General features: G+C 26.9%; 18 protein-coding genes and 3 tRNA genes. 10 read left to right on the plus strand and 11 right to left on the minus strand.

Annotation, left to right across the window (positions count from 1 at the left end; translation table 11 throughout):
* Positions 1–51 precede the first annotated feature (51 nt).
* Positions 52–128, minus strand: a tRNA-Asp gene (locus NQ543_RS07055).
* Between the two features lie 7 nt (positions 129–135).
* Positions 136–226, minus strand: a tRNA-Ser gene (locus NQ543_RS07060).
* A gap of 641 nt (positions 227–867) precedes the next feature.
* Here NQ543_RS07060 and NQ543_RS07065 point away from each other — a divergent pair.
* From NQ543_RS07065 to NQ543_RS07100, 8 genes are all read left to right on the plus strand, one after another.
* Positions 868–1,512: a hypothetical protein gene (locus tag NQ543_RS07065; protein WP_004609286.1), complete on the plus strand. Its 645-nt coding sequence runs from the start codon at positions 868–870 to the stop codon at positions 1,510–1,512.
* 594 nt (positions 1,513–2,106) lie between these two features.
* Entirely contained in the window at positions 2,107–2,313 is a 207-nt protein-coding gene (locus NQ543_RS07070) for a helix-turn-helix domain-containing protein (protein WP_004609287.1), read from the plus strand.
* Positions 2,289–2,567 carry a hypothetical protein gene (locus NQ543_RS07075; RefSeq protein WP_004609288.1) on the plus strand — a complete coding sequence of 93 codons (279 nt, stop codon included), beginning with the start codon at positions 2,289–2,291 and terminating at the stop codon, positions 2,565–2,567. The genes NQ543_RS07070 and NQ543_RS07075 overlap by 25 nt, the downstream gene beginning before the upstream one ends.
* 4 nt (positions 2,568–2,571) lie before the next feature.
* Positions 2,572–2,844 (plus strand): hypothetical protein, encoded by a 273-nt coding sequence (locus tag NQ543_RS07080; protein ID WP_004609289.1) that lies wholly within the window; start codon positions 2,572–2,574, stop codon positions 2,842–2,844.
* 24 nt (positions 2,845–2,868) lie between these two features.
* Positions 2,869–3,471 (plus strand): hypothetical protein, encoded by a 603-nt coding sequence (locus NQ543_RS07085; RefSeq protein WP_004609290.1) that lies wholly within the window; start codon positions 2,869–2,871, stop codon positions 3,469–3,471.
* Positions 3,472–3,685: 214 nt separating this feature from the next.
* Positions 3,686–4,567 (plus strand): SAP domain-containing protein, encoded by an 882-nt coding sequence (locus NQ543_RS07090; RefSeq protein WP_004609291.1) that lies wholly within the window; start codon positions 3,686–3,688, stop codon positions 4,565–4,567.
* 46 nt (positions 4,568–4,613) lie between these two features.
* Positions 4,614–5,381 carry a hypothetical protein gene (locus NQ543_RS07095; RefSeq protein WP_004609292.1) on the plus strand — a complete coding sequence of 256 codons (768 nt, stop codon included), beginning with the start codon at positions 4,614–4,616 and terminating at the stop codon, positions 5,379–5,381.
* A gap of 220 nt (positions 5,382–5,601) precedes the next feature.
* On the plus strand, positions 5,602–6,744 hold the full coding sequence (locus NQ543_RS07100; RefSeq protein WP_004609293.1) for a tyrosine-type recombinase/integrase: 1,143 nt from the start codon (positions 5,602–5,604) through the stop codon (positions 6,742–6,744).
* 144 nt (positions 6,745–6,888) lie between these two features.
* On the opposite strand, the gene NQ543_RS07105 is transcribed toward NQ543_RS07100, so the two are convergent.
* A tRNA-Lys gene (locus NQ543_RS07105) sits at positions 6,889–6,964 on the minus strand.
* A gap of 103 nt (positions 6,965–7,067) precedes the next feature.
* On the opposite strand from NQ543_RS07105, the gene NQ543_RS07110 reads away from it, so the two are divergent.
* Together NQ543_RS07110 and NQ543_RS07115 are read left to right on the plus strand one after the other, a co-directional pair.
* Positions 7,068–8,591, plus strand: coding sequence for an HAD family hydrolase (locus tag NQ543_RS07110; protein WP_004609294.1), 1,524 nt, complete (start codon positions 7,068–7,070; stop codon positions 8,589–8,591).
* Positions 8,569–9,087 (plus strand): phosphatase PAP2 family protein, encoded by a 519-nt coding sequence (locus NQ543_RS07115; RefSeq protein ID WP_083784276.1) that lies wholly within the window; start codon positions 8,569–8,571, stop codon positions 9,085–9,087. Before NQ543_RS07110 ends, NQ543_RS07115 begins: the two co-directional genes overlap by 23 nt.
* 28 nt (positions 9,088–9,115) lie before the next feature.
* Here the strand turns inward: NQ543_RS07115 and NQ543_RS07120 are convergent, their stop codons facing one another.
* The 8 genes from NQ543_RS07120 to NQ543_RS07155 all read right to left on the minus strand — a co-directional run bounded on the left by NQ543_RS07120 (position 9,116) and on the right by NQ543_RS07155 (position 17,483).
* Positions 9,116–9,841 (minus strand): CPBP family intramembrane glutamic endopeptidase, encoded by a 726-nt coding sequence (locus NQ543_RS07120; RefSeq protein ID WP_004609296.1) that lies wholly within the window; start codon positions 9,839–9,841, stop codon positions 9,116–9,118.
* Between the two features lie 21 nt (positions 9,842–9,862).
* A complete protein-coding gene (locus NQ543_RS07125) occupies positions 9,863–10,714 on the minus strand; it encodes a DUF975 family protein (RefSeq protein ID WP_039903804.1) in 852 nt (283 codons plus the stop codon).
* A 51-nt stretch (positions 10,715–10,765) separates the two neighbouring features.
* Positions 10,766–11,101 (minus strand): type II toxin-antitoxin system PemK/MazF family toxin, encoded by a 336-nt coding sequence (locus NQ543_RS07130; protein WP_004609298.1) that lies wholly within the window; start codon positions 11,099–11,101, stop codon positions 10,766–10,768.
* Between the two features lie 78 nt (positions 11,102–11,179).
* Positions 11,180–11,860, minus strand: coding sequence for a ribonuclease III (rnc, locus tag NQ543_RS07135; protein WP_004609299.1), 681 nt, complete (start codon positions 11,858–11,860; stop codon positions 11,180–11,182).
* A 1-nt stretch (position 11,861) separates the two neighbouring features.
* A complete protein-coding gene (gene plsX, locus NQ543_RS07140; RefSeq protein WP_039903806.1) occupies positions 11,862–12,836 on the minus strand; it encodes a phosphate acyltransferase PlsX in 975 nt (324 codons plus the stop codon).
* Positions 12,837–12,850: 14 nt separating this feature from the next.
* Positions 12,851–14,863 carry an ATP-dependent DNA helicase RecG gene (gene recG / locus NQ543_RS07145; RefSeq protein ID WP_004609301.1) on the minus strand — a complete coding sequence of 671 codons (2,013 nt, stop codon included), beginning with the start codon at positions 14,861–14,863 and terminating at the stop codon, positions 12,851–12,853.
* Between the two features lie 122 nt (positions 14,864–14,985).
* On the minus strand, positions 14,986–15,300 hold the full coding sequence (locus tag NQ543_RS07150; RefSeq protein WP_039903809.1) for a PTS sugar transporter subunit IIB: 315 nt from the start codon (positions 15,298–15,300) through the stop codon (positions 14,986–14,988).
* 80 nt (positions 15,301–15,380) lie between these two features.
* Complete coding sequence (locus NQ543_RS07155; protein ID WP_004609303.1) at positions 15,381–17,483, minus strand: sensor histidine kinase; 2,103 nt, start codon at positions 17,481–17,483, stop codon at positions 15,381–15,383.
* Between the last annotated feature and the right edge of the window lie 2 nt (positions 17,484–17,485).

A 17,485-nucleotide genomic window follows, 5' to 3' on the forward strand; every position in this document is an offset into this window, starting at 1 on the left:
CTTTTTTAAACAAAATAAAAAGTTCTATTTACATAGAACTAAATTTCTAATTGGCGGTCTGGACGGGACTCGAACCCGCGACCTCCGCCGTGACAGGGCGGCATTCTAACCAACTGAACTACCAGACCAATTGAATGGCGGAGACAGAGGGATTTGAACCCTCGCGCCAGTTTCCCGACCTACACCCTTAGCAGGGGCGCCTCTTCAGCCTCTTGAGTATGTCTCCGTTTCCTCGACTGCCCATATATAATAACATGAATATTTTAATATTGCAATATATTTTTGATAAAAATATTGTTTTTCGTACTTTTAATTACTATATTTCCTAAATTTTCATTGTTATAATCAACATATTTTAATAATCATTTTTTTGTATTTTATTTCTTTTTTCATGAATAAACGCCATATTTTAGATAAAAAATATGCTTTATACAACAAAAATATTATTTAATTTTAGCTAATATATAAAACAAATAGACTTACAATAGCTATTCAACTAGCTATAAAAATATATACTACTCTTAAAAAATTTTCTAATTACATAAAAAATCTATTTATAGATTTCTATGATCAACAAATAATTCAAGAATCACCAATCTCTCACTAGTGATGATAGTTATATGAAAAATCAAAGCTATAAAAAAATAATCGTAAAATATGTTAAAAAAACTAATCAACAATACTGGAGAACCATGATTTTTTACATATTTCATCAGTTCACATCTTGCAAATCCATAAGGCAATAATTCACTGATTGTCATATACCTTTTTGGATACTCTTTTTTGACTCCGATTTGATTTCCTCCTTTTTGATATATCTGTTCACCTCATGTTATAATACTTTTGAAAGTGAGGTGAAAATTGTTTATGCCTAAAAGCATTCATTGTCCTCTTTGCAATCATGATTTATTTGTTGACAAAGTTATTTCATTACATCGAGATGAAACTGTAGAAGAAAATGGATATTGTTACAAAATTTGTGATATTAACTATGATATCTTTCAATGTCCACGTTGCCATAAAGTCTTTATAAATGAATACAGTTCATATGATGGAGAGAATTACTCATTAGAAGCTACATACCCACTTAATCCCCTACCAACGTCATTTGATAAAAGAATAGAAGAAATAAGTCCATATTTTATTAAGGTTTACAATCAAGCAATTATTGCTGAAGCACATCATTTAAATGAAATAACTGGATTAGCATTTAGAAAAGCTTTTGAAATTCTTGTTAAAGATTACGCAATTTTTCTTAACCCAACTATCGAAAATACAGAAATACTTCAAATGCCTCTTTCAAATGTTATAACTAAATTTTTTAAAGATAGTATGTTCCAACCCGTCTTTCAAAAAATTACATGGTTAGGCAATGATCACTCTCATACGTTTAATAAGCACGAGAACTACGATGTACAAGACTTGAAAAGATTTATTAGATCGTGTGTATCTATGATTATTGCTCAACTAGATATTGATGAATTAAACAACATTGAATCAAAAAACAATTAATTTTGTTCTTTTTCTTTTAAATACTTTTCTAAATCATTCATGGATTCCAAATATTCTATATGACTTCCAATAAACTTCGTTAAAGCCATTAATCATACAATATCTTTTTCATTTTTTAAAAATTCGACTACCTCTTTCTTTTCTACATACTTTTCTCCTTTCCAATTTAAACGCTAATTACTTGGTTTTGTTCATCATTTTTTCAAATCACATAATTTGTTATGATTTAATCGGTCGATGAATATAGTTAAATATATTCCATATTTACAGTACAGTAAATGCAAAAAAATTGAATTCTTGTAAACTTTATTTTATCAAAAGGAATGTTTACATGTTTAGCAAATTTTAATGCTTCATCACCATAAAATTTTGTCTCACCCTTTTTTTATTAATATATGCATTTTTATGCATTTTCACCTATATTAAGATATTGTGCCATCTTTTTTGAGAAATTTTTGCTAGACGTCTAGCCTGCTCTACTGTATAGTCTTCCATTTATACCTCCTTTTTCGTACCGTATTTATGGTGCATATTTTTTATTTCTTGTTGTAATATAGCATTTTTTGTATAATAATTTTAAAAAAAGGTGATATAATGACAAAAATTGATATGATGCTTTATAAAGAAATAGGAAGAATTTTAAAACGAGAACGATTAAACAAAGAAACGAGTTTAGATCAACTTGTTGAAAGTATTAATAACATTAAAACGAAAAGCACATTAAAAAGATATGAAGATGGTAAATCACGTATTGATATGGATGTTTTACCTATTATATGCAAATTATATGCAAAGCATTAAATATCAATTATGTTGATGTAATAAAAGAGGCTGAAAATGAAGTTAGTTTTCATAATTCAAATAACTCGTCTTTTGGTGATTATGAGAAAAATATTTCTTATTTAAAAAATAAACCAGAGTTATTGGAGCTTTATGGAGATATAGTTGCTAATGATCAATTAGTTTTATTATTTGACAAAGCAAAAAAACTAAGTCCTGAGGACTTAGAACAAGTATTAAAAATCATCGACACATTCAACAAAGAAACGAGATGATTATATGGAATTTGAGGACTTTTTAAGATTCTATGATATTAATCTTAATTATGTCGATATACCCTCTTCGGTTAGAGGTTTTGCATATTACAATGGCTATTCTTATTTAGTCATAATAAATAAAAAATACAGTAAAGAACAAAATATAAAAACAACTATTCATGAATTGATTCACATATTTAAAAACCATTTTTCCTATTTAAAAGAAGATGAATATATATGTGAAAATGAAGTTGGAAAAATTGTTAATGATTTATATGAAATTATAGGAACATAAATTTAAAATAGAGAGGATTAAATTATGGGATTTAAGGATAAATTTAGCAGTATTTTAGATGAAACATTAGAGGTTTCTAAAAAAATTGGAAAAGCAACTTTGGAAGCCACCAAAGAAACCTTAGAAAACAAATTAGATGATATAGAACAAAATAGAATTGAGAAAAAAGAGGCAAAAATTGAAGAAAAAGCAATAAAAAAATTATTTAGTCTAGATAAAAAAATCGGTGATTTGCAAATTGATACAACAAATAAGTTATTTAAAGTTAAAAATGTTTCTTGTAATAAAATCTTTAACTTTAGTGATATTATAGATTTTGAATTATTGGAAGATGATATCAGCATTGCTAGTGGAGGACTTGGACGTGCATTAGTTGGGGGAGTGGCATTAGGTGGTACAGGAGCAGTTGTAGGCGCAGTAACCGGAAAAAAGACTACTAAAAGAAAAATTACTAAATTAATTGTTAAAATAACTATGAATGACTTTGATTTTCCTTGCATTATGATTATTTTAATTAATAAACCTATAAAAAATACAAGCAAAGACTACCAAAAAGCATTTAATGAGGCTCATCAAATAATCTCTATTCTTAATGTTATGATAAATAATCAAGATAGTGAAAAATAATGTGTTAATGGAAAATAATTCGATATAGAATGTCAATATACATCAGAATTAAATACTTCAAATATAAGCGGGATGAATTTAGAACAAATAGGAGATAAGATAAAAACTTCTCCAAAAATATGGGGATTTAACATTAAAAGTTTAAAAACAACTAACATAAAATAAATTTTAATTAGGTAAACACACTTTATGGTGTGTAGTGAGGAGGAAGAAAGTGGGATTTTTCAATTTTTTTAAATCCAAAGAAAACAAAAAGAAATATTTAGTTAGCGATATTATATTATTATGGTATTTTGAAAAAGCACGTAATATTAATGAGCAGTTCCCTATGTATTTCACAACTAAATATCAAATAGATGTAAAAGCGGAAATAAAAAAATTAATTTTAACTAAAGCAATTGAATTAGCTAATACTAAACAACAGCTAAATATGTTAAATGTTTCTGAACTAAAAAAAATATGTAAAACTGAAAATATACCTACTACTGGAAAAAAAGCTATTTTAATAGATAAGCTTTTAACAATCCCAAATATAAATGAATACATTAACAATACAGCATATATAATAAGTAATTTAGGAAAAGAAACTTTAGAAAATAATTATGACTTTGTAAAATACCATAAAAACTCTTTTGAATTGTCCCCAACTGACTTTGCAAATAAATTGCAGAAATTAGGAACATATGAACAAGTTTATATTAACGAATTTTATAACAATGAAGATAGATATGCAAACAAAGAAAACTGGGGGCTATATAGAAATAATAAATTATATCAAGCTCAATTTTACCATTTACAAGATGATTACGAAAAAGAGATGCTTTATTACATAGAAGTATTTTACTGTGACATGAGTGGTTATTGCAATAATTATAGAGAGAGTTTTCATGAACTAATGCTTGCTCCAGGTATTATTAAATATTTTAGTAGTAATAAGTTGTATTTTAAAAAATCAATGATTGATAAATGTATAATAGATTGCAAAGTTCCCAAACATTATTTCAGTAAAAATGGATTTTCTGCACTAATGTCTTATTTATTAGATAATGAAAAAATTGAGCACAAGTATTTGTCTGAATACAGAAAAATTAAATAAATGATAACATACACATAATATTTATTAAATTGTTAGGAGAAAAGATATGGTTAACAAAAATAATGGTGGTTTTGAAAAATCAAAGCAATTGAAAAAGGAAACCAATAAAGAATTTGTATCATTAGAAAAAATGATAAAAACAATTCAAGAAGAAACAAATAAATATAATCAATTAAATTCATCATTTTCTAAAAGTTTAGAACCATTGCAAGAAGCATTTACAACAAGTGAAATAAATTTTGATGGATTAGTTGCTGCTCTTAACCCTCTTTTGGAGACTATGGAATCATTAAATAAAAAATTTAAACGTTTAGATTACACATCTGTAATAAATACACTAAATCAAAATATTCAAATTTTATCAAGTTCAATAAATGCTATAGAACAAAATCAATTAAATAAAAGTTTTATTGATTTAAAAAATTTTGATTGTTCATTAATGCAAAACAGTGAAACTTCCATTGCTGAGATGTATGCAACAATAAATGATGAAAACTATGATGAACCAATAGTTGATTATAAGGAATTTAATCTCATATTAAAAACTATTTCATTTATAAACGATCCTGTAAAAAGTGTTGAATTTTTGAATAAAGCATTATTTATCGCTGATAACTGTATTGATTACAACATTAAAATTTTAATTTTTAAAAAAATTTTTGATGAAATAACTTCACTAATTGCTGAAGGATTTGTCACATCTGCTATTTTTTTAATTTCTTTTATATTAACAATACTCTTAAGAGATACTATTATTTATAAACAGTATTTAGAAATAAAAGAAAGTGTAAAAAAATATAAAGATGATAACTAGTTAATGCTTATTGAGCATACAAAAGACAAAAAACAAACATTGATAATTTTCTTATTCTAATACTAAAATAAAAAACTCCACTGCTACCAACAGTGAAGTTCAAATGAAGTACTACCAATACTTCATAATCAAAAAGACCTACCAAAGTCCTTTTACGTACTCAATTTTACCACAAGAGCACGTCTAAGGCAAATAACAATTGAAAGGACGTGTTTTTATTATGGGAAAATACAAACAAAGAAAAGACGGGAGATACGCAACATCAGTAACTTTAGGTGGTAAAAGATATCAAGTATGTGCAAAAACAATTAAAGAAGTTGATAAAAAACTTTTTCAAATAAAATCAAAATATGAACAAGGTTTAATATTAAGAAGTACAGAAGCTCTTTTTAAAGATTATAAATGGGAATGGTTCAATACAAAAGAACCACTGATCAGCGCTAAATCGGCACAAAGTTACAAATCAATCTTAAATAATCATTTTGTAGAAATAGATTATAAAAAAATTACTGATATAAAGAAAACTGATATTCAAAGATTAATCAACATACTTATTGATAAACCTAATACAGCAAATAAAGTATATATGACGCTGAATCAAATTTTAGAAAATGCTGTTGATGATGATATCATAAATAAAAATCCATGTCGACGTATAGTGAAACCAAAAATTGAAACTAAAAAACAAAAAAGAATTTTAACAGATGAAGAATTCTATTTAACTGAAGTTGCTGAGTTTACCGATCGTGAAAAAATGTTCGTAATTATGAGTAAGTACTGTGGTCTCAGGCCAGAAGAAACAAGAGCACTAACAAAAGATGATTTTATTATAAATAATAATACTGGATACGTTATTATAAATAAAACAGTTGTATATACTTTTAATCAGCCCATTTTTCAAGCATTTACTAAAAATAATAGCAGTATTCGTGAAGTACCTCTATTCGCTAATATTTTGCCGTTTGTCAGCTATTATCTTTCTAGTATACAAACATCTAAACTTTTCACAAACATCAATGGTGACGACAATTATATGACAAATCAAAGCTATAAATGGATGATTAAAAAAATAATTGATAAAATTAAGTTAAAAGCAATAGAACTTAATATTGATTTTAATCCTACTGGCTTTACTCCATATGTCTTTAGACATACGTATGCTACCCTTTTATATTACTCAGGTGTAAGACTTAAAGATGCTGAATACTACATGGGCCACAGTGATAGTAAAATGCTATCACAAGTATACATTCATCTTGATAAAAAACAGCTAAGAGAAAATGATATTATTGAAAATTTTGTTCAAAATAAATTAAAAAATAACCGTGAAGATATGTTAAAACGACTACTCAACAATGAGTAGTTTTTTTTGACTACCATTTGACTACTATTAATATAATTTAATCCAACTAAATTCCAGTAAATCCAAACAAGAATAATATCAATTTAAAGCAATAAAAAAAGCCTAAACGCTAGCAAAACCTAGTGTTTAAGCTATATTTTCAATTGGTCTCCCCTCACGGTCTCGAACCGTGGACCCTCTGATTAAGAGTCAGATGCTCTACCAACTGAGCTAAGGAGAGATGACATGTATTATAATACACCCATTTTTAGATAAAATCAAGCGGTTTTTAATGATAAAACACAAAAATTATGCTATAATCAAAAAGCAGTGGGGTGGTTAATATGTTTTATAAACAAAGTATTGATGATATAAAGCTTGTAATTTTATCATTAGATGGTGGCTTGTTAGATCTAAATCGATTAAGATTTAATTATTTAAAAAAAATATGTAAATCACATGATATTACAATAACAAAAGAAGAATTTGAAAAATCATTAGGTAATATGGAAACAATGTATATTAATTTACCTATTGCTAATGATATTGTTCCTGATGATTTAAATAAATTAATTGAACATGATTTATATGAATACGCTAAACTAAAACCTAATTCATTAATAAAAGAAGGAACAGAAGATTTATTACAGTTCTTTAAACAAAAAAATATAAAAATAGCGGTAATTTCAACCCATAAAATAAAACGAGCTATCCAATATCTTCAACTAACAAGATTATATAATCATATTGATTTTGTAATCGGTGGAGATAATAATAACCTACCATTACCTGATCCATCTGTACTAACAATTACTTTGGAACAATTAAGTGTTGCTTCAAATAATGCCCTAGTAATTGCCAACTACCCTAACCTACTTTATGCAGCAAATCGTAAATTCATGAATGTAATATACTTAAACGATCTTTGCCCAGCAACTAATTCAATTATTTCTAGTGCCTTTAAAATTGCTAAAAACAACTTAGATGTTATTAATATTATGCTTTTTGCTAGATATGATACAATGGAAATGTATTCTCCATTACTAGGAATGTCTAGTGATATGCCATTACCTGCTCTTAAGCAAACATATAAACGATTACTTAAAGAATATGAAAATGACGAGCAATTAATTGATTTAGTTAATAATACTTATCAATATTTTTTAAATGAGATATTAAAAAAGGATTCATCAACAATATCTTCAATTTTTGAAGAAGAAAATAAAGATACAAAAAAAACAGATAAATCTGTTGATACTAACAAAACTATAGATGAAACAGTATCAGGTGAATCAAATTCTAAAGAATTAGTGGATCATTTTGAATTTAATGATATACCAGAAAAAACAATTCATAAAAAACCAACTATCAAAGATGACCCTGAACACATTAATGAATTAATGGATATCATAAACGGTCATTCAAATCAACCGATAGAAACAGAAAATGAAATCAATGAAGTAAAAACAACAAAACAAGAGAAAAAATCTTTTGATAGTTTTTTACATTTTCTTTATACACTAGCCGTCGTAGCACTTGTTTCTTTTATTGGATTATTAGTATTTGTCGCATTTCAAGATTTTATTAATGGTCCTAGTGTTATTGCTAGCATAATTAAAAAAATCATTGATATTTATGTTAATATCGTTTTATCTATATATACTTTTATTTTTAATGGATTACATCATATTATTAGTTTTATTCCTGATTATAATCATTTAATTATGGGTAATGATTTTTTATCATCACTTGCAATTAAATTAATTTTATTTATCATTTTTAATCTAATTATTGTATATGTGTTTAAATTTGGACTTTCTTTATTAAATGAAGTGGAGGATGAAGATGAACTTACGGAAGAAAATTAAAGAAGTCGATATCAAATGTTCTTATATTTTCCCAAAATACTACCATCACAAACTATTTAGTAATTTTATGAAGATAATAACCGGTGTTGGTGATTTTGGCATGATTTGGTTAGTTTTAATCTTATCTTTAAGCCTTCATACTAAAACACAACTATTATCACAAAAAATGCTTACTGCACTGCTCTTAGCTACAATTATTGGTCAAGTAACGATTAAATCATTAGTAAAAAGAAAACGGCCATGTCATACTTTTCATGATGTAAATATGCTTGTTGCTATTCCTAGCGACTATTCTTTTCCTTCAGGACACACAGCTTCTAGTTTTGCCTGTGCAACAGTAATATGCTTTTTCTATCCTAAGGTCGGTGCATTTTACATATTATTTTCTTTTTTAATGGCTTTTTCAAGATTGTATTTATTTGTACATTACTTAAGTGACATAATTTTTGGTATGATTTTAGGTATTGGAGTCGGTATTATTACCATGATGTTATAAAAAAACGTGTTTTTTCAACACGCTTTTTTTATAACATAATATAAATTAAAATCATTGCAATTAGATTTTTAATACTGTGCAAAAAAATCGGTATAACGATGTTTTGCCTTCTTTCATATGCAAATGAAAAACCAAAACCAGCCATCATATATGGGATAAGTTTGATCCATTCGCTCATATCACCACTTAAAATATAACTATATACATGTAAAAAACCAAATAAAAACGCAGAAATCAAATGGGCCCAAAGCATACTTCTTTGACGCAACGAATTAAAGATCAGACCTCTAAAAAGCAATTCTTCAACTATAGGCGCTAAAATCACAGCATTAAATGCCATTAACCCTGCATTATATGAAACCAAAGAAACAACTAACGTTTGATTTGATGCTTCTTGTAAGCTTGCTGGTAAAAATAAATTTACAATCATTTCACCAATAAAACTAAATACATATACAGCACCAATTCCAATCGTTAATGTCCAAATAATATTTTCTAATAAATTCTCTTTAAATGCTTTTAAATTTTCCCTAATAAAATCTTTAAATACAATCAATAAAAAGATTGCGGTAGACAATGTAATCAATACATTATAATAAACATTAATATTTTCAACCGAAACATTATTATTAACATATGAAGTATATAATGTAATCAAAAACTTAAATATAATTGGCGCAAAATACAAATACCACGGAAAAATGAGAATTGTTCCAATTGCTTTTTGACGTCCATTTAATTTTATTTTTGTCATTAAATTCAATCTAACACCCCATTAAATAAGATTTTTATCTTCTAAATCAATTTCTTCAAATAAAACAGCAGTGCATGTTTGTAATTCAACTGCATACAAATAAGCAGAAGCAATTGCTACCAATAAATCAACAATTATAGGAATAGGTAAAATTGTCTGTACAAATACTGCAATTATATAAATTAAAATAATCCATCCTAAATAAGAAAGATTTAAAATAAATAATGTCTTTTTATAACCCTTCATCATTCTTGCTGATTCACTCATTGCTTTAATTCCAGTAATTTTATATTTTTCTAAAATATATGGTGTTAACGCAAAAATCAAACTATAAATTAATGATGCGATTGCAATAATCAATGATCCAAGTACAACAATTAAACCTAGTGAAGTTACAGTATTACTAAAGGTTGGATCATTTATTATTCCATTAAAATCACTTGCATACATTCCTTCTGCTAATAATAAATTAGAAAACTCATTAAATATATCAACATCTACTGTTAACTTTGTAATCAATAACATAATTAAACCAATAAATAAAACAATTACAAAGAAAAATACATATTGGATAAAATAAGTAAAAAATAATTGTTTAAATCTTTTAAATCCAGTAAGACCAACATTTTCAATATCAATTTCATCACCGCGTTCATTTACTACCATCAAAGACGCAACAATATTACCATGAGAAAACGGCAACATGATAATTGATATAATTAATGATGCAAAAGGAATCATTGCTCTGCTAAATGATGCTCCAGCATAATCAACTAAAGTTGTAATAATACTAATAAAAATAAAAACATAAAATATATTTTTTTGATTTGCTAAAACGCTCCTTGCTTTCATTTTAATATCACGTATGTTCATTCCAATTACCTCCATGAGCGTATTATACAAAAATACACCATAAAAGTAAATTTATTTAATATCTAAACTAGTTTTAATTGCCTCATTAATTTGTTGCATTACCTTATTATCAATAAACCCAACCTTTTCTCTGATTCGCTGTTTATCGATAGTTCTAATTTGTTCCAATAAAATAACACTCTTTTTTTCTAAACAATTATTTTCAACCATTACATGTGTTGGTAATGGATTTTTAGTTAGTTTCGATGAAATTGGTGCAACAATGATTGTTGTTGAATAACGATTCCCTTTATTATTTTGAAGAACTACTACAGGACGATAACCACCCTGCTCGCTTCCCACTACTGGTGATAAATCTGCATAATAAATTTCCCCTCTATGTATCATACTTTCAACCCCTTTAATGCACTATATGAATGCATTTGGGTTTTATTACATAAAAATAAAAACAGGTTTAAAAACCTGCTATTTTGCTAATTTATTTAAAGCATCTTTAGCCGCTTGCTGTTCAGCTCTTTTTTTACTTGAACCAATACCTGTACCTAAAATCATATCATCCATTCTAACTGCCATTTCAAAAACAGGATTATTAGATGGGCCAGTCGCTGAAAGTAATTCATAAGTAACCGTTTTACGTTGATCTGCTTGAATTAATTCTTGTAACTTGGTTTTAAAATCCGTAATATCATCATAATTAACATCATTAACATGACGATAAATCGTTTTTTTAAGCATCATATCAACATATTCCATTCCACAATCATGACAGATTGCTCCCATAAAAGCTTCAAATATGTCCGCTAAAACACTATCACGATCACGACCACCATTATTAATTTCCCCAGCCCCTAAATAAATATAAGTTCCTAAATCCAATTCTCGAGCAAATCGTGCTAACGACTCTTCTCTAACTAATTTAGATCTCAATTTTGTTAATCTTCCTTCAGGCATAGTAGGATATAAATCAAATAAATATCTTGAAACATGGTATTGTAAAACAGCATCCCCTAAAAACTCTAATCTTTCATAATCATGATTTTTTAGTTTATTTTCATTAGCATACGAAGTATGTGTAAATGCTTGTTTAAAAATTTCTATATCATGATATGGTATTTCCATAGCCTGTAAAAATTTTTCTAATTCCACTTTATTTCAATCCTTCTTTCATTTTTCTAACCACATCACTTGATACCATTTCAAATGCTAAATGCATTGCATTTTCAAAAGCAATTGCATCACTAGCACCATGAGCTTTAATCACCGGTTTATCAAAACCAACCATTAAGGCTCCTCCAGCAGCTTTAGTATCAAATTTTTTCATTAACTGCTTTAAAGCTGGTTTTGCCATTAAAGCACCAATTTTAGTACGCGATGAAGACATAAAACCGTCCTTTAAACTTTTTACTAATACACTAGCAACACCTTCAATCGTTTTTAAAGCAATATTTCCACTAAAACCATCAGTAACGATAACATCAACATCACCATTTAAGATTTCTTTACCTTCAATATTACCAACAAAATTAATTTCTTGCATATTTTCAAGTAATTTATAAGTTTTCTGATGAATTTCGTCACCTTTATGATGCTCACTTCCAATATTCAATAAAGCTACTTTAGGATTAGTAATTTTGCGAACATTTTTAGCATAAATATTTCCCATAATTGCAAATGATTTCAATTGTTCAGGGGTATTTTCACTATTAGCACCAACATCAAGCATCAAAACACCTTTATCATTATACGTTGGTAAAGTAGCCATTAAACAAGATTTTTCAACACCTTCTAAACGTTTAAAAAAAAGCATTGCACTTGCATAATAAGCTCCCGTATTACCACAAGATAAAACTGCATCTACCTCACCTTTTTTTGCTAACATGATTGTTTTTACCATACTCGATTCTTTTTTTCGACGAATCGCTAAGATATTTTCTGTCATTTCTAATACTTCTCGAGCATCAATCAAAGTAACTTGTGAATAATTTTTTAACGCTTCTAATTCTTCAATTTTACCTACTACATATAATTCATCATCTTTATTTTTTTCAAGAAATGACAAGCAAGCATCAACAACTATCTTACTTCCCAAATCACCACTCATTGCATCGATTCCTAATTTCATATCTTTCACCTCATCTAATCAATATATTTATTATTATCAACTAACTGTTCTTCTATTTCTTTTATCAATTTTAAATAAACTGGATCATTAGATTCACTCTTTAATAATTCTAAAGCATCTTTTCTCGATACTTCTAAAATATTAACATCTTTAAAAACATCTCCAATCATAAAATTTGGTAACCCACTTTGTTGGTCCCCTAAGATATCTCCTGGTCCTCTTAATTTCAAATCATAAAAAGAAACTTCGAAACCATCATAACAATTTTTCAAAAATTCTAATCGTTCAAGTGCTTCTTTACTTTTTGAATTTGTCAACAAAAAGCAATATCCCTGCTTATCACCACGACCAACTCGACCTCTTAACTGGTGAAGCTGACTTAAGCCAAAACGTTCAGCATTATAAATAACCATCCAATTAGCATTTTCAACATCTACCCCAACTTCAATTACTGTCGTTGAAACTAAAATTTGAATCTGATTGTCTTTAAAGTCATCCATAATCTTATTTTTTGTTTCATCATCCATTTTACCATGAAGCAATCCAACTTCATAATGTCCACTAAAATAACTTTTCATTCCTGCATAAATACTTGTTGCAGCTTTACTATCAATCGCTTCACTTTCTTCAACTAATGGACAAACCACATAACATTGGCCACCACTTGCTAAATAGGTTTTTAATTTATTTAAGATTGGCTTCATGCTGTGTGATCTAACTACATCACTAATTATTGGTTTTCTACCTTTAGGCATTGTTTTAATTGTTGAAACATCCATATCCCCATATAAAGATATTGCTAATGTTCTAGGGATTGGCGTTGCTGACATAATCATGAAATCAACTTGTTGTCCTTTTTCCTTTAATGCTTTACGTTGGTTTACTCCAAAGCGATGTTGTTCATCAGTAATTACCAAACCTAATTTATAATAATTTACCTTTTCTTGAAATAAAGCATGGGTTCCAATTACAATATTGATTTTACCATCATTTAATTGTTGATAAATTATTTGTTTTTCTTTATTTGATAAATGCCCTGTAAGTAGTGTTAAATTAATATTAGTATCTTTAAATAATTTTTGCAACAAAGTAAAATGTTGTGTAGCTAAAATTTCAGTGGGTGCCATTAATGCTCCTTGAAAACCTGCTAAATAATTAGCATATAAACCAATTGCTCCAACTACAGTTTTACCGCTACCTACATCTCCTTGAACAAAGCGATACATTGTAGTATCGCTTTTTAAATCTTCCAAAATTTCATTTACTGCTTGTTTTTGATCAGTCGTTAAAGCAAAAGGAAGTTCATTTATAAATTTATTAATAATTTGTTGATCAAATTGTTTTTTTATTCCTAAATTCTTTTTACGTGATAATTTAATATATTGCATCGTTAATTGAAACTTTAAAAATTCTTCATATTTTAAATAACGCATTGCTTCTTGAATATCACGATTACTATTTGGAAAATGAATTAAATTTAATGCTAATTCTTTATGAATTAAATGATGTTTGATCATATAAGCAATTGGCACTTCATCTTGAATATGATCTTGATAAAACGCCAAGGCCTTTTTTACATAATTTTGAAATGACTTTTGAGTCAATCCATCTTTTAAAGAATATACCGGTGTAATCCCAGAAACTTCTTCTAATTTTTTTAGCCTGATATCACTAGCTGTAATATTACCTTTACTATATTTACCAATAATAGTTAGAATCATTCCTTTAACCATATTTTTCTTTAAAAAATGACGATTAAATATCGTCACTTGATAAATTTCATGATTATATAAAATTGGAAAAATCATTCTTGACATTCGACCATTATAAAATACCTTAGGTTCATCTACAAGAGTTGCTTCAATTGTAATTTTTTCATTATTAATCAATGCTGTTGCTTCGATACTATCATAACGATAAGGAAAATGAAGTACTAAATCTTTAAGACAATATATATTCATCTTATTTAATACCTCAATTCTTTTATCACTTATTCTTATTTGCTTTAATGGAATTTGTTTTGACATAACATCACCAAAGATATTGTATATTATTTATCAAAAAATATCTACCAATTTTAACTCTTGAATCATAATACTTACTTATCTTCATATAATATAAAAAGCTGTATAAAGCAAAATTTGCTTTATTACAGCCTAGTATTTTCAATTAATTCAACTGCATTATTTAAAACAGCTTTTCCATCCATTCTAGTAAAATCATCACAATCAATTATACTGACAGGAATTATATCATTTACTACAGATTTAACTTTTTTATATTCAAATTCATTTTGTGGTGCAATTAAAATACAATCAGCATCAAAACAAGATGTATCAAGTGCATGTTGCCCAACAGTCCAAACAATTGCATCAATATTTTGACTAGCTGCTTCTTTTTTCATTGAATTCACTAATTTACTTGTTGTTAAACCTGATCTACAGCAAAGTAAAATCTTATACATAACATACCTCCATTTGAATAATCATGGAACGATTCTACCACAACGAAATAAAAAATACTACTTTTTTTTAATATTCAAAATTATTTTTTAAAAGTGATAATAACCTTGAATAAATCACCGTCAATTTCAATTTCAAACTTACCATTTTGGATTTCTGTAAAGCTTTTAGCAATCGCTAAACCTAAACCACTGCCAGCTTCATGTCGTGATTTATCACCTCGTACAAATCGTTCAACAATTTCTTCAGCTGAAAAGTTCATTTGGGTAGCTGAAATGTTTTTAAATTCAATAAGCACTTCATCGTCAGTTTCTTTTATTTCTAAATATACCCGACTGTTAGCCATTGCATATTTAGAAATGTTTGTAAATAAGTTTTCAAAGATACGATATGTTTTATCTCCATCTAAGTTTAATTTTATTTCATTATTAGCATAGTTTTTAATCGTTGTTAAATTTTTAGATTCTAGCACTTCTTTATTTTCAGTATATGTTTGTTCTAATAAAGCTACAATATTTAAATTAATCAAATTTAATTTTATATTACCACTATTAGCCTTGCTTACTTCAAACAAGTCTTCAATTAATGAAGTCAAACGATTAACATATTGATTTAAACTACTAATATATTCTTGTCTTGTGTTAGGGGATAATGTATCGTCTTGTAGTAAAACAATATAGTTTTTAATACATGTTAATGGTGTTTTTAAATCATGTGAAACATTGCTAATAAGTTCATTTTTCATATTTTGTGATTTTGTTTCTTCTTCTACTGCTTTTTTAAAACCAACTTTAATATTATTAAATTCATCTTTTAAGCTATTAAAGATTCCTAAATCACTATCAATGTCTACTTGAAAATTATCTTGTCCTAATTGATGTGTGGCATCTAATAACTGATTATAATCATTTTGAATCTTCAAAATTTTATCTTTTAACCAGAAAAATACTACAAATGTATAAATCACTACTAAAATAATTCCAATATTCCAAAACATCAGCATTACCATAATTGCCAAAGAATTAAGTAATACATATTTCATGATTGTTTTATTAATTGGTGATGATAAATCTATTTCCGAAATAAGATCAAGTTTACTTTTTAAATATCTTAAACATGTTCCAACTAAAGTATCTTCTTTTAAATAACGCCAAAATCCACATACAAAAATATATTTAATCATAAATAAGGCTATCGCAATTATTAATAACGTAAAAAATAACATTAAATAATTTAAAATCACAACTACAAAAAGACCATTTATAAAATCAAACTTATTAATAAAAGAAATCAAACTCCCATTAATTGTATTTCCCATCAAAACCATGCAACCTGAAACAAGTAATACTATCCCAAAAAATAACCAAATTCCATTAAATTCTGCCTTCCATTTTTTTATTGTTTTAAAAGGATTAACCTCACTAACAATTCTAATTGGATAACAGAAAATAAATATCGCCAATAAAACAGCACATGTACTTAATGCAATAGCAGAAAAACCATTATATATTTCCCATGAATTAATATAGCTAGAAATATATCCATAACCTTCTACTTTTTCTGGAATAATATAAGTTATTTCTAAATTCGTCGGACGATTAATTTCAAGACTGTCTATCGGTATTTGATAACCATCAATATCTATTATAGTTTGATCATATGTTTCAATTAAATTACTATAATACAATAAATTAGTTAATGTTTTTGAATGTGCAAATGTTTCATTGTTGATATCCCCTTCCATTTGCCAATTGCCATTTGCATCACATGTCATTTTACCATAGAAATTATATTTTGATTTATCATCATTATCAGAAATTTTATCAGTATTATTAGTCACACTTATATTAGTTTCACTATTTTTTATTAAATAAACAAAATATGAATCATTTTGAAAATTATATTTCATATCACTAATTAAATCTGATACTCTTTTATTTATCCCTTGTTTTATTTCTTCTGGTAATTCCTGTTTATATGATAAAATTTCGTAGTTTGGATCTACTTCTTTTATCATTGCTAAAGTAAAATATTGGAATTCTTCATTAAAAAATTCTGCAATATCCCAACTATCTTTAAAAGTAATATTCTCTTTAACATTATCAAATAAAGATATGACAGTTGTTGAAAGCATTAATAAAAAAGCTACAAAAATAACACCAAATATTCTTTTTGTTTTATTCATTA

It is taken from the genome of Thomasclavelia spiroformis DSM 1552 (assembly GCF_025149465.1).
Lineage (GTDB): Bacteria > Bacillota_I > Bacilli_A > Erysipelotrichales > Coprobacillaceae > Thomasclavelia > Thomasclavelia spiroformis.